At 63.8% G+C, this 13,152-nt stretch carries 9 protein-coding genes; 6 read left to right on the plus strand and 3 right to left on the minus strand.

Translation table 11 applies throughout. The features are described 5' to 3' along the window. The first annotated feature begins 9 nt into the window (after positions 1–9). The gene (locus ACE3PP_RS16610; RefSeq protein ID WP_374384315.1) at positions 10–1,110 is read left to right on the plus strand and encodes an alcohol dehydrogenase family protein; all 1,101 of its coding nucleotides are present in this window, start codon (positions 10–12) and stop codon (positions 1,108–1,110) included. On the opposite strand, the gene ACE3PP_RS16615 is transcribed toward ACE3PP_RS16610, so the two are convergent. Next, a complete protein-coding gene (locus ACE3PP_RS16615; RefSeq protein WP_374384316.1) occupies positions 1,099–1,857 on the minus strand; it encodes an IclR family transcriptional regulator in 759 nt (252 codons plus the stop codon). The genes ACE3PP_RS16610 and ACE3PP_RS16615 overlap by 12 nt on opposite strands. A 105-nt stretch (positions 1,858–1,962) precedes the next feature. On the opposite strand from ACE3PP_RS16615, the gene ACE3PP_RS16620 reads away from it, so the two are divergent. Next, positions 1,963–3,114, plus strand: a complete 1,152-nt coding sequence (locus ACE3PP_RS16620) for a M24 family metallopeptidase (protein ID WP_374384317.1) — start codon at positions 1,963–1,965, stop codon at positions 3,112–3,114. A gap of 6 nt (positions 3,115–3,120) precedes the next feature. Further along, positions 3,121–6,726 carry a hydantoinase B/oxoprolinase family protein gene (locus tag ACE3PP_RS16625; RefSeq protein WP_374384318.1) on the plus strand — a complete coding sequence of 1,202 codons (3,606 nt, stop codon included), beginning with the start codon at positions 3,121–3,123 and terminating at the stop codon, positions 6,724–6,726. A gap of 183 nt (positions 6,727–6,909) precedes the next feature. Here the strand turns inward: ACE3PP_RS16625 and ACE3PP_RS16630 are convergent, their stop codons facing one another. After that, the gene (locus tag ACE3PP_RS16630; RefSeq protein ID WP_374384319.1) at positions 6,910–7,602 is read right to left on the minus strand and encodes a helix-turn-helix transcriptional regulator; all 693 of its coding nucleotides are present in this window, start codon (positions 7,600–7,602) and stop codon (positions 6,910–6,912) included. Positions 7,603–7,693: 91 nt separating this feature from the next. Here ACE3PP_RS16630 and ACE3PP_RS16635 point away from each other — a divergent pair, with 91 nt between their 5' ends. From ACE3PP_RS16635 to ACE3PP_RS16645, 3 genes are all read left to right on the plus strand, one after another. After that, positions 7,694–8,572, plus strand: coding sequence for a DMT family transporter (locus ACE3PP_RS16635; RefSeq protein WP_374384320.1), 879 nt, complete (start codon positions 7,694–7,696; stop codon positions 8,570–8,572). Positions 8,573–8,754: 182 nt separating this feature from the next. Beyond that, positions 8,755–10,158 carry an FAD-binding oxidoreductase gene (locus tag ACE3PP_RS16640; RefSeq protein ID WP_374384321.1) on the plus strand — a complete coding sequence of 468 codons (1,404 nt, stop codon included), beginning with the start codon at positions 8,755–8,757 and terminating at the stop codon, positions 10,156–10,158. A 22-nt stretch (positions 10,159–10,180) separates the two neighbouring features. Further along, a complete protein-coding gene (locus ACE3PP_RS16645) occupies positions 10,181–10,591 on the plus strand; it encodes a fosfomycin resistance glutathione transferase (protein ID WP_374384446.1) in 411 nt (136 codons plus the stop codon). Between the two features lie 330 nt (positions 10,592–10,921). Here the strand turns inward: ACE3PP_RS16645 and ACE3PP_RS16650 are convergent, their stop codons facing one another. After that, a complete protein-coding gene (locus ACE3PP_RS16650) occupies positions 10,922–12,952 on the minus strand; it encodes an aminopeptidase P family protein (RefSeq protein WP_374384322.1) in 2,031 nt (676 codons plus the stop codon). Between the last annotated feature and the right edge of the window lie 200 nt (positions 12,953–13,152).

Below are 13,152 nucleotides of genomic sequence, written 5' to 3' on the forward strand. Positions count from 1 at the left end.
AGATAGGCCGTGGATCGGTTCGCGCTTTCGGCGGGGCAACCGCATATGAAGGCCATCGTGACCACGGGGCCGGGCGGTTATGACACGCTTGTCTATCGCGATGTACCCATCCCGGTCCCAGCAGCGGGCGAGGCATTGGTCCAGGTCCTGGCGGCCGGCGTCAACAACACCGATATCAACACACGCCTCGGCTGGTATGCGTCGAGTGTAACGGCCGGCACGGCTGAGGCCACTGAAAGCCAGCCGGCAGCGAATGGTGGCTGGAACGGTGCCAGCCCCTTCCCCTTCATCCAGGGCACGGATTGCTGCGGCCTCGTTGCCGCAATCGGCCCCGGTGGCGATGCATCATTGCTCGGGCGGCGCATCCTGGTGCGACCCTGCATGCGCAGCAACGGCTTCGGCAGCCTTGAGACGATATGGATGGCATCCAATTTCGATGGCGCCTTTGCCGATTATGTTGTCGTGCCGCAAGTGGAGGCCTTTCCAGTGGCCAGCGGCTGGAGCGACGCCGAATTGGCAACTATTCCCTGCGCCTATGGCACGGCAGAGAACATGCTGCATCGGGCCGGCGTCTCAGCGGGCGAGAAGGTGCTCGTGACTGGTGCTTCTGGCGGTGTCGGCTCGGCGGCAGTGCAGCTTGCCAAGCGACGGGGTGCCTGGGTCGCGGCGGTGACCACAGCCGAGAAGAGCGCGGCGCTTCGGGATCTCGGCGCGGATCATGTGATCGATCGCGCTCTTGGCATTCCGGCGGAATTGGTGGGCACCTTTGCAGTTGCCATCGACAATGTGGCTGGGCCTGGCTTCGGCGACGTCTTGAATGCTCTCGCGCGCGGCGGTCGCTATGTCACCTCCGGTGCCATCGCCGGCCCCGTCGTGGCGCTCGATATGCGCAGCCTCTATCTGCGCGATCTTACGTTGATCGGCTGCACCGCTTGGGACGAGCCGGTTTTTCCAAATCTCATCGGATATATCGAACGCAACGAAATCAAGCCCTTGGTCGCCGGCGTCTTTGCGCTGAAAGACATCGCCGATGCCCAGCGCGCATTTCTCGAGAAACGGCATGTCGGCAATTTCGTCCTGCTGCCGCCGGGCACGCCGCTAGAGCAGTAGCTTTCCCAGTCGCTGCGCTTCCTTCTGCAACATCGCCAGCAAGTTCGCCTGTCGCGCCGCGCCGAAGCGCTGCGACGGGCCGTGCAGACTGAGTGTTGCCCGGATATGGCCGCCGGCATCAATGATGGGGACGGCGATCGCCACCGTGTCGGCCGTATACTCATCCTCCTCGAGGGCGTAGCCCAGCTCGCGGATCTTGGCGAATTCCTTCTTCAACCGTTTGACGTCGCCGATCGTCTTCTGCGTCATCTTGGTGAGGTTGATCGTCTCCAGGATCGCCTGCTGCACGTCGAAGGTGGCGAAGGCGAGGAAGCACTTGCCCGACGCCGTGCCATGCATGGGCAAGTCGCGCCCTTTGAGCGGTGTCGTCTTCAGGAACACCTTGCCCTCGAGGCTCTCCACCACGACCATGCTGGTGACGGAGGGGACGAGGAGGTTCACCATCTCCCCCGTCTGTTGGCAGAGGCGGATGAGGGCCGGCCGGGCGAGGGTGATGATGTCGAGCCGCGCCTCGACCTTGCGCCCCAGTTGCAGGAGCCGGGGGCCGAGGCGGTAGCGCCCCCGGGGGCCGACCTGCTCGGCAAGTTTGAGGGCGACCAGGGTCTGGAGGAGCGAGAGGGTGGTCACCGGCTTCAATCCGGTGATCTCGGCCACGTCCTGGAGCCGCCAACCGTCGCCGGGAGCGTGAAAGAGCGCTTCCAGGATGGAATCGGCGCGTTTTAGGGACTGAATTTTGACCTTTTTCATCCCCTCATATTCTACATTGTAGAATAAATGTCACTTGGCGCTTGGGCTGGGGTGGGGCGGATGGTCTGCTCGTCGCCGACCCAACCCCCATCCGGAGACCGACCGATGCCCCTCCATTTCACCCGGGACGAATTCGCCGCCCGCCGCGCCGCCACCATCAAGACTCTCGACGCGCGCGGCCTCGCCGGCCTCCTCATGTTCCGGCAGGAGAGCATGTACTACCTCTCCGGCTACGATACGTTCGGCTATGTTTTCTTTCAGTGCTACTATTTGGGGGCCGACGGGCGGCAGTTCCTGCTGACCCGCGCGCCGGACCTCAGGCAGGCGCAGCTCACCTCCGACATCGCCGACATCCGCGTCTGGGTCGATGGGCCGGATGCCAATCCCGCCCATGAACTCAAGGACATGCTGGCGAAATGGGGGCTTGCGGGAAAGAAGCTCGGCATCGAATGGGATGCCTATGGCCTCACCGCCAAGAACGGCATGCGCATGGCCGCCGCCTTCGACGGCTTCGCAACCCTCATCGACGCGAGCGACATCGTCTCGAAGCAGCGGCTGGTGAAGTCGGCCACTGAGATCGCCTATGTCGAGAAAGCGGCGCATCTGGCTGATCTCGCACTCGATGAAGCGCATCGGCTGACGGCGCCGGGCGTTTCGGAAGCGGAGATTCTGGCGGCCATGCAGAGCATCATCATCCGCAATGACGGCGACGATCCGGCCAATGAATTCATCATCGGCTCCGGCCCCGAAGCATTGCTCTGCCGCTATCATTCGGGCCGCCGGGTCCTCGACAAAGACGATCAGCTGACGCTCGAGTTCGCCGGTGTTTTCCGGCATTACCATTCAGCGCTGATGCGCACGATCCCGGTGGGTAAAGTGCCGCCGCGGCAAGTGGAGATGCACAAGGTCGCGGTCGATGCGCTGGAGGCCTGCAAGGCGGCCTTGAAACCGGGCCGGCCGATCGGCGAAGTGTTCGATGCGCACGCCAAGGTGCTGGATGCGGCGGGCTATCAGGCACACCGAATGAACGCGACGGGCTACAGCCTCGGCACCACGTTCGCACCCAACTGGATGGATTATCCGATGTTCTATCACGGCAATCCGGAGGTGGCGGCGCCCAATCAGGTCTTCTTCATCCACCTCATCATCTTCGACAGCGAGCGCAATCTTGCCATGACGTCGGGGCAGACGGTGGTGGTGACGGAAACCGGCTGCTGCGTGCTGTCGAAGCGGTCAACGGATCTGGTGACACGGTAAAAGCAGATGAGCTGGCAGTTCTGGATCGATCGCGGCGGGACCTTCACCGATATCGTGGCGAAGGCGCCCGATGGCAAGCTCATCACGCATAAGCTTCTGTCGGAGAATCCGGAACGCTACAGGGATGCGGCGATGGCGGGGATCCGCGCGATCCTGGGTCTCGCCCCCGATGCGCCGCTGCCCGCCGACGTAGCGGCGATCAAGATGGGAACGACCGTCGCCACCAACGCCCTTCTCGAGCGGAAGGGCGAGGCGGTGGTGCTGGCCGTCACCAGGGGCTTCAGGGATGCGCTGCGCATCGCCTACCAGAACCGGCCGAAGATCTTCGCGCGCAAGATCGAACTGCCTGAACTGCTGCACCGGGACGTGATCGAGATCGATGAGCGGGTCGATACCAACGGCACGGTGCTGACGCCGCTCGATCTCAATAAAGCGCGCAGCGATTTCGCGGCAGCTCATAAGAAGGGCTACCGCGCCATCGCCATCCTGCTGATGCATGGCTTCCGCTATCACGCCCATGAACAGGCCCTGAAGAAACTGGCCGAGGAGATCGGCTTCACCCAGATCTCGGTGAGTCACGAAGTCTCGCCGCTGATGAAGCTGGTGAGCCGGGGCGATACGACGGTGGTCGATGCGTATCTTTCGCCGATCCTGCGGCGCTATGTCGACCAGGTGGCGGGCGAGATCGGCAACAAGACGACCCGCCTGATGTTCATGCAGTCGAATGGGGGCCTCACCGACGCGGCGAAGTTCCAGGGCAAGGACAGCATCCTCTCAGGTCCCGCCGGCGGCATCGTCGGCGCGGTGGAGACAGCACGCCAAGCAGGCTTCAACGAGATCATCGGCTTCGACATGGGCGGAACCTCGACCGACGTCTCGCATTTCAACGGCCAGTTCGAACGATCCTATGAGGCGCAGGTCGCGGGCGTGCGCATGCGCGCGCCGATGATGCTCATTCATACCGTCGCGGCAGGCGGCGGCTCGATCCTGCATTTCGATGGGTCACGTTATCGGGTGGGTCCAGATTCGGCCGGCGCCAATCCGGGTCCGGCCTCCTATCGGCGCGGCGGGCCGCTGGCGGTGACCGACTGCAACGTGATGATGGGGCGGCTCCACCCCGATTTCTTCCCCAAGGTCTTCGGCCCCGAGGGCGACCAGCCGCTCGACCGCGAGGTGGTGGTCGAGAAATTCACCCAACTCGCGGGCCAGATCGCCAAGGCGACGGGCAAGCAGCCACGGGCGGAAGACGTGGCGGAAGGCTTCCTCGACATCGCCGTCGCCAACATGGCCAATGCGATCAAGGAAATCTCGATCCAGCGCGGCTATGACGTCAGCAAGTATGCGCTGGCCTGCTTCGGCGGTGCCGGCGGCCAGCATGCGTGCCGGGTAGCCGATGCGCTCGGCATGACCCGGATTTTCCTGCACCCGCTGGCGGGCGTGCTCTCGGCCTATGGCATGGGGTTGGCGGACATCCGCGCCATTCGCCACAAGAGCGTGGAAGGCGTGCTCGACCAGCAACTGACCGAAGGCCTCGCTGCCGAACTCGATGCGATGGCGGAAGCCGCGCGTGCCGAGATCGGATCCCAGGGGATTACCGCCGACAAGATCGAGATCCAGCGCCAGGTGCATGTGAAATATGCCGGCACCGACGCGCCGCTCATCACCACCTTCGGCACGGCCGCCGACATCAAGGCCGGCTTCGAGGAGGCGCACCGCCAGCGTTACGGTTTCATCGTTCCGGCCAAGGCGCTCATCGTCGATTCCATTTCGGTCGAGGCGATCGGCAAGACCGAGCAGGTGAGCGATCCGCTGCTGACCCCGCGCGCCGCCGACGCGGCACCGCTTGCGACCGTCCCCTTCTGGGCGCATGGCGAAGCCCTAAGCGCGCCCGTCTATGACCGTGCCGACTTGCGCGCCGGACAGAAGATTGATGGACCGGCCATCATCCTGGAACCCATCTCGACCAATGTCGTCGAGCCAGGCTGGCGCGCGATCCTGAACGATCGCGGGCATCTGGTGATGGAACGCTATGTCGCAGCGCTCCGCCGACACGCCATCGGAACCGAGGTCGATCCGGTGATGCTGGAGATCTTCAACAATCTCTTCATGTCGATCGCCGAGCAGATGGGATCGACCCTGGAGAAGACCAGCCATTCCGTGAACATCAAGGAGCGGCTCGATTTCTCCTGCGCACTGTTCGATGCGGCGGGGCATCTCATCGCCAATGCGCCGCACATGCCGGTGCATCTGGGCTCGATGGGCGAGAGCGTCGAAAGTGTCATCCGCGCCCACCGCACGAAGGACGGCGGTACCGATATGCGGCCGGGCGACGTCTTCGTGCTGAACGCACCCTATAATGGCGGCACGCATCTTCCTGACATCACGGTGGTGACGCCGGTCTTCGACCAGACCGGCGCGCGCATCCTCTTCTATGTGGCAAGCCGCGGGCACCATGCCGATATCGGCGGCCTCACGCCCGGTTCCATGCCGCCCTACAGCAAGAGCGTCGAGGAGGAAGGAATCCTCATCGACAATGTGAAGCTGGTCGACCGCGGCGTCATGCTGGAGAAGGAGATGCGCGCCCTGCTCGCCTCCGGCAAATATCCGGCGCGCAATCCGGACCAGAACATTGCCGATCTCGGCGCGCAGATCGCCGCCAATGAGAAGGGTGTCCAGGAACTGCATCGCATGGTCGGGCAATTCGGTCTCGGTGTGGTTGAAGCCTATATGAACCATGTGAAGGCCAATGCCGCCGAGCAGGTCAGGCGCGTGCTCGACCGGTTGAAGGATGGCAGCTTCGCCTATGAGATGGATGACGGCGCCGTCATCAAGGTGGCGGTGACGGTCGATCACAGCGCGCGCCGTGCCAAGGTCGATTTCACCGGCACATCGGCGCAGCTTGCTACCAATTTCAACGCGCCCTCCGCCGTCGCCAAGGCAGCCGTGCTCTATGTCTTCCGCACGCTGATCGATGACGAGATCCCGATGAACCAGGGCTGCCTGGATCCACTCGACATCGTCATTCCGGAAGGCTCGATGCTGCGGCCCGCTTACCCGGCTGCGGTGGTCGCGGGGAATGTCGAGACCTCGCAATGCATCACCGACGCGCTCTATGGCGCCATGAATGTGATGGCGGCGGCGCAGGGGACGATGAACAATTTCACCTTCGGCAACCAACGCCATCAATATTACGAGACCATCGCCGGCGGTTCCGGCGCCGGGCCTGATTTCGACGGCACGGATGCGGTGCAGACACACATGACCAACTCGCGCCTCACCGACCCGGAGGTGCTGGAATTCCGTTTCCCCGTGCTGCTGGAGGATTTCCATATCCGGCGCGGCAGCGGCGGCCAGGGTAAGCAAAGAGGCGGCGACGGTGTCGTGCGCCGCGTGCGCTTCCTGGAACAAATGACCGCCGGCATCCTCTCCGGCCACCGCCGCGTGCCGCCCTATGGATTGGCGGGTGGCGGCGAAGGCGCCGTGGGGAAGAACAGCGTCATCCGCTCGGATGGCCGTGTCGAGGTGCTGAAGGGCACGGACGGTGCGGAGATGCAGCCGGGCGATGTGTTCCTCGTCGAGACGCCGGGCGGCGGGGGGTATGGGCGGGAGTGAGGCGGTCGCCACTTCGCCACTAACTCGCTTGCGCGACACTCGCTCGCTTCGCGATACCCCCACCCTAACCCTCCCCCTGAAGGGAGAGGGCACTAGAGCCGGTTTTGCACCAACGCCTCAGCGAACTCCGTGAAATTCCCTCTCCCTTCAGGGGGAGGGTTAGGGTCGGGGTGCAGCCGTAGTTCACCTCGCCGCGAGATCAGCCGCTTCAGCCTGCCACTTGGCGCGCAATCCATCGCCCTGCCCGCGGAAATCTTCCTTGAGCAGGCGGCACGCTTCGATGCGGTCGAGGCGGAAGTGGCGAAGGGCGCGGCGTTTTTCGCACCAGGCCACCAGCACGACGACTTCGATCCAATAGATGATGCCGATGGGGCGCAGCTTGCGAGTGGAGCGCCGGCCTCTTTCATCGACATAGCGAATGCCGAGCTTGCGTTCCTCCCGGATCGCCTGGCGCAGCTGGCCCATGTCGAGCTTGATGTCGGTGGCAACGCCCCAGCGCGAGACCTGCAGATGGCGGCCGTCGAGCAGCTTCGACCGGTCCGGCGGCAGCACGGTGCCGAGCTTGCTTCCCACCCGTCCCGCCGCCTTGAGGAGCGCCTTGTCGCCGGTCCGTGCCAGCAGCGAGAGACCCACCAGGATTGCCTCCACCTCCTCGGCATCGAAATTGACCGGGGGCAGGTCGAAGCCGCTCCGCATCACATAGCCGATGCCGGCAGCACCTTCGACGGGCACCCGCATGGATTGGAGGGCCGCCATGTCGCGATAGATCGTGCGTTCCGTCACTTCGAGCGAGCGGGCGAGATCGGCGGCGCGCAGCGGCTTCTTCGCCGCCCGCAGGCGCTGGATAAGATCAAAGAGGCGGTCGGAGCGGGACATGGGCGCCAGTCTAGCATCACTCCTGACAAAAGGTTGTCAGGAGTGATGGGATAGATCTCGCTGGCCGCGACAGAAAGGAGGCGGCCGCTTCATGCAGAACAGCTATCGCCTGGGTCTTATCCTCACCACGTGCTCGGCGATTGCCTGGAGCACCTCGGGTTTTTTCACCACCTGGCTCGGGCTCGACAATTGGTCGCTGCTGTTGTGGCGCGGCATCTTCGGGGCATTCGGCATCCTCGCCTTCATGGCGATGCGGGGCGGCCACGCGGCTTGGGGCGACCTTCGCCGGCTGGGCGTGCCCGGCTGGCTTTATGCCGCCATCTCCGGCATCGGCATGCTGTGCTTCATCACCGCGCTGACGCTGACCAGCGTCGCCCATGTCGCCATCATTTATGGCACCGCCCCCTTCATCGCCGCCGCCACCGGCTGGCTGGTGTTGCGCATCCGGCCGGGAAAGGCCGCCATGATTGCAGCTGGCGTTGCGTTCATCGGCGTCGTCATCATGGTCGTCCCCGGCCTGTCATCGGGGGCTGGCTTGATTGGCATCGGTTTGTGGGGCGATTTGCTGGCCTTCGGCATGACCCTGTGCCTGGCGCTGATGATGATCGTCGCCAAGCGGTTCGACGGCATCCCCACCCTGGCGGCGGCGGCCCTGTCGGCGGCATTGAGCGCCCTGGTGGCCCTGCCCTTCGCGGGCGATCCGGCACTCTACAGCGCGCCGGTTTGGGCGATGTTCGTTCTGTTCGGGTTGGTCAATTCGGCCCTGGGTCTTGTGCTCTTCACCCTGGGGGCGCGGCTGCTGCCGCCGGTCGAGACAGCCCTCATCGGCGCCCTCGATGCGCCGCTGGCGCCGGTCTGGGTGTGGATAGCGTTCGGAATCATGCCGGATAGCTACACGATGATTGGGGGCTTGCTCGTTTTCGGGGCGGTCACCGCGCATATTCTGAGGTCACGGCGGCAGGCGGTGTGATAGGGTTTAGGAAAGTTCGCTTGCGCGCACCCCCACCCTGACCCTCCCCCTCGCAGGGAGAGGGGATATCACCGAGTTTGCAGAAGCGTCCGTGCGAACTCGCTTAAGGTTCCCTCTCCCTTCAGGGGGAGGGTCAGGGTGGGGGTTCTCTCCGCAGACAGATTTCGACAAGGACCCGCACCATGACCGCTATCGCCCGCCCGCAGCGCAATTTGAATGTTCCCGGCCTCGTCGAGGCGTTGCAGAAGATTCTGAAGGCCGATCAGGTTTCGACCAATGCCGGCATCCGCGACCGGCATGGGCACGACGAATCCTATCATGCGAGCCACGCACCCGATGTGGTGGTGTTTCCGGAATCGACGGAAGAGGTTTCGGCCATCGCCAAAGTGGCCGCGGAGTTCGGCGCGCCGATCATCCCCTTCGGCGTCGGCACGTCGCTCGAGGGTCATGTGGCAGCACTCGACGGCGGCATCAGCATCGACATGGGCCGCATGAACAAGGTGGTCGAGGTGAATGCCGACGATCTCGACGTGAAGGTCCAGGCGGGCGTGACGCGGAAGCAGCTCAACGCCTATATCAAGGATCAGGGCCTCTTCTTTCCGATCGATCCCGGCGCCGACGCCACCATCGGCGGCATGACGGCGACGCGGGCCAGCGGCACGAATGCGGTGCGTTACGGCACCATGCGCGAGAACGTGCTGGGCCTCACCGTCGTGCTGGCGGACGGGCGCATCATCCAGACCGGCGGGCGGTCACGGAAATCGGCCGCGGGTTATGATCTGACGCGCCTCTTCGTCGGCTCCGAAGGGACGCTCGGCATCATCACCGAAATCCGCCTGCGTCTTTACGGCGTACCGGAAGCGATGGCCGCGGCGGTTGCGAACTTCCCCGATATCGGGTCGGCGGTGAACACGGTCATCCGCGTCATCCAGGCGGGCGTGCCGGTGGCGCGTATCGAACTCCTCGACGAGGTCCAGATCGACGCCATCAACAAATATTCGAAGCTCGATTTCGCCGTCCGCCCCACTCTCTTCTTCGAATTCCACGGCACCGAGAAAGGTGTCGCCGAACAATCGGAATTGGTGGGCGAGATCGGCGGCGAATTCGGCATGAGCGATTTCAAATGGACCTCGAAAGCGGAGGACCGCACCAAGATGTGGCAGGCGCGGCATGACGCTTTCTATGCCGGTCTCGCCTTGCGCCCCGGCGCCAAGGGCTGGCCGACCGATGTCTGCGTGCCGATCTCAAGACTTGCCGATTGCATCCTGGAGACGAAGGAAGATGTCGCAAAGTCCGGCCTGCTGACACCGCTTGTCGGCCATGTCGGCGACGGCAACTTCCATCTCTGCATCATCCTCAACCCCGACGATCCGGAGGAAGCGGCGCGGGCAGAAGCATTGACCGACCGCCTCGCCCACCGCGCGATCGCGATGGGCGGCACCTGCACCGGCGAACACGGGATCGGCTTCGGCAAGATCCCCTTCCTCGAAGCCGAGCACGGCTCGGCCGTCGCGGTGATGCGGCAGTTGAAGACGACGCTCGATCCGGACAACCGGATGAATCCGGGGAAGATTTTCAGGGCGTGAGGTGGCGACGTTGGAGCCGGTGGTGATCACGGGCCTCAATCACCTAACACTTGCGGTCCGAGACCTAGATGTTTCGTTTCGCTTCTATGCGGAGGTTCTGGGCCTGAAGGCGGTCGCCCGCTGGCCGAAGGGTGCCTATCTCGCGGCGGGCGATCTGTGGCTGGCACTTACGCTCGACGACAAAACACGCGCTGGACCGCTACCTGAATACACACATGCCGCGTTTACAGTTTCGCCAGAGAATTTTCAGGCGATGCGGGAACGCATCATCGCATCCGGCGCGGAAACCTGGCAGCAGAACAGCAGCGAGGGTGAATCGCATTATTTCATCGATCCGAATGGTCACAAACTGGAGATCCACGTCTCCGGTCTCGCCGCGCGTATTGCCGCAGCGAAGAAACAGCCTTGGGACGGCCTGCAGTTTTTCGACTGAGGAAAACCAAGCAATCGAACCACGGCTTAGGCAACTCACCTCCCCCTTGAGGGGGAGGTCGCGCGGAACGCGCTGGCGGGGGATATGGCGCATCTCAGTCACCGCTCTTTCGCTTTGGTGGAGCGATACCCCCCCTCCCTGGCCCTCCCCCTCAAGGGGGGAGGGGATGTGTGCGTGAAGGCAGAGGACGAATAGCGGAAACACCCCCTCTCCCCGACCCTCCCCCACGTTGGGGGGAGGGAGCTCACCGAGTTCGCGATAGCATTGCGTTCAAGCTCGCTGAGATTCCCTCCCCCCAACGTGGGGGAGGGCTAGGGAGAGGGGGCTTGCTTAGATCGCGCGTGTCGCCTCGTTCAGCCAGGCGAGATCGCTGCCAGAGAGTTGCGGGGCCAAAGCCGCGCGGACGCGGGCATGATAGGCGTTGAGCCAGGCGATTTCTTCCGCGGTCAGCAGCTTCTTCTCGATCGCGTTCAAGTCGATCGGCGCCAAAGTGAGCGTTTCGAATTCGAGCCAGCCCGGATGGTCTTTCACGTCCCGCACGACGACGAGATTCTCGATACGGATGCCGAACTCGCCTTCCTTGTAATAGCCGGGCTCGTTCGAAATGATCATGCCGGGCTCGAGGGCGACGCGGTTCGGCACCTTGGAGATGCGCTGCGGGCCTTCATGCACCGAGAGGTAGGAGCCGACACCGTGGCCGGTGCCGTGATCGTAATCGAGGCCCACATCCCAGAGCGGCTTCCGGGCAAGCGCATCGAGCGCCGAGCCGGTGGTGCCGCGCGGGAAGCGTGCGGTGCCGAGCGCGATGTGGCCTTTGAGCACCCGCGTGAAGCACTCCTTCATTTCCTGGGTCGGCGTCCCCACCGCCACCGTGCGCGTGATGTCGGTGGTGCCGTCGAGATATTGCCCGCCTGAATCGATGAGATAGAGCGAGTTCACCGGAATCTCGCGCTGCGTCTCGGGCATAGCATGGTAATGGCAGATGGCGCCATTGGGGCCGGCCGCCGAGATGCTGTCGAAGGAGAGGTTGCGGAAATACTCGTTGCCGTGGCGGTAGCTTGCCAGCTGGTCCGAGGCTTCGATCTCCTTCAAGCCACCTTTCGGCGCGCGGACCGAGAGCCAGGCGAGATAGCGCGCGATGGAGGCGCCGTCGCGTGTATGGGCGTTGCGCGAACCCTGGACTTCCGTCTCGTTCTTCGCTGCCTTGGGCAAAGCGCAGACGCATTCGCCGACGCTGACGCGGGCGCCGGATTTGGCGAGCGTGTCATAGACCCATTCGGAGGCCGTCGCGCCATCGATGGCAATGCTGGCCTTCGACGAGCCGAGTGCCGCAAGCCCATCACCGAACGCGTCGGGCGGCATCACGGCGACTTCATTGCCGAGATGGGCGAGCGCCGAGGGCGTCAGCTTGCGCCGGTCCATGTAGAGATCGACGCGGGCATCGTCATGGAGCACGGCGAAGCCCAGGGCAAAGGGTGTCCGCGGCACATCGGCGCCGCGGATGTTGAGGAGCCAGCAGAGCGAATCCGGGCCGGAGATGACGGCGGCCTTTCTGCCGTCGGCCTTCAGCCGTTCGGCCAAGCGCCGGCGCTTCTCGCCCGAGGCCTCACCGGCGAATTTGATATCGTGGGGAAGGACCGGAGAAATGGGATCGGCCGGGCGGCCGGCCCAGATCTCATCGACCGGGTTCTTCGCGACGGCGACGAGATCGGCCCCCGCCCGCTTGGCGGCGGCGCGGAAACGGCCGGCCTGGTCGGGGGTGAAGAGCTTGGGATCGAAGCCGATTTTCTGCCCGGGCTTGGCCTCGGCGGCGATGTAGGCATCGGCCGGCTCGGTCACGAGGTGGCGGTATATATAGAGTGCCGGGTCGACCTGGTCCTTCACCTGGATCGTGTAGCGGCCGTCGACGAAGATCGCGGCCTTGTCGCCCAGGACCACCGCCATGCCGGCCGAACCGGTGAAGCCGGAGACATAGGCGAGGCGCTCGGCATTCTTGGGAACATATTCACCCTGATGCTCGTCGGCCCGCCCGATGATGAAGCCGTCGAGGCCCTGCCGCTTCAGCGCCTCGCGCAGGAGGGTGAGGCGTGCCGCGATCGGTTGGGCGCGGGTCGTGGCCTCGCGCGATTCCTTCTCGCGCCGGAAGGCCTGGAGCTGGGCGATGAGGGCCGGGCTCGGATTGTGGGCCACGAGGTCGATCCAGGCATCCGCCTTCTCGCCGGCGGGGGCCGCCGCGATCCCCGGCAAAAGTTCAGTAAGAGCGTTAATGTTCAGGTGGGCTTGGTGCTTTTTCAGCAATCCAGCCAGCGCTTCATCCCCTTGATAAGTCTCACGGCACGCTGAATCCGGGGAAGTTACCATCTCAATCTCCTAATTAACCATAATTAGTGTGACTGCTAAGTCACTATAACTTCTTAATTAGTTCTTAGTGATATGCATCACACTGCCATCTTGACCGTTTTGCATGCGCCAGACGCATTGCTGCGATGCGGCGAAACCACTACTAAACGGGTGGGGTAAAGATTATGTTCTGCCTGTCCGCACAACAGAAGTGATGGCAA

It is taken from the genome of Dongia sp., assembly GCF_041910485.1.
In the GTDB taxonomy this organism is placed as follows: Bacteria; Pseudomonadota; Alphaproteobacteria; order Dongiales; family Dongiaceae; genus Dongia.

Bases quoted from the DNA above. Each gene is read 5' to 3' on its own strand.
- ACE3PP_RS16615 (WP_374384316.1), bottom strand. From the start codon at position 1,857: ATGAAAAAGGTCAAAATTCAGTCCCTAAAACGCGCCGATTCCATCCTG.
- ACE3PP_RS16620 (WP_374384317.1), top strand. From the start codon at position 1,963: ATGCCCCTCCATTTCACCCGGGACGAATTCGCCGCCCGCCGCGCCGCC.
- ACE3PP_RS16625 (WP_374384318.1), top strand. From the start codon at position 3,121: ATGAGCTGGCAGTTCTGGATCGATCGCGGCGGGACCTTCACCGATATC.
- ACE3PP_RS16630 (WP_374384319.1), bottom strand. From the start codon at position 7,602: ATGTCCCGCTCCGACCGCCTCTTTGATCTTATCCAGCGCCTGCGGGCG.
- ACE3PP_RS16635 (WP_374384320.1), top strand. From the start codon at position 7,694: ATGCAGAACAGCTATCGCCTGGGTCTTATCCTCACCACGTGCTCGGCG.
- ACE3PP_RS16640 (WP_374384321.1), top strand. From the start codon at position 8,755: ATGACCGCTATCGCCCGCCCGCAGCGCAATTTGAATGTTCCCGGCCTC.
- ACE3PP_RS16650 (WP_374384322.1), bottom strand. From the start codon at position 12,952: ATGGTAACTTCCCCGGATTCAGCGTGCCGTGAGACTTATCAAGGGGAT.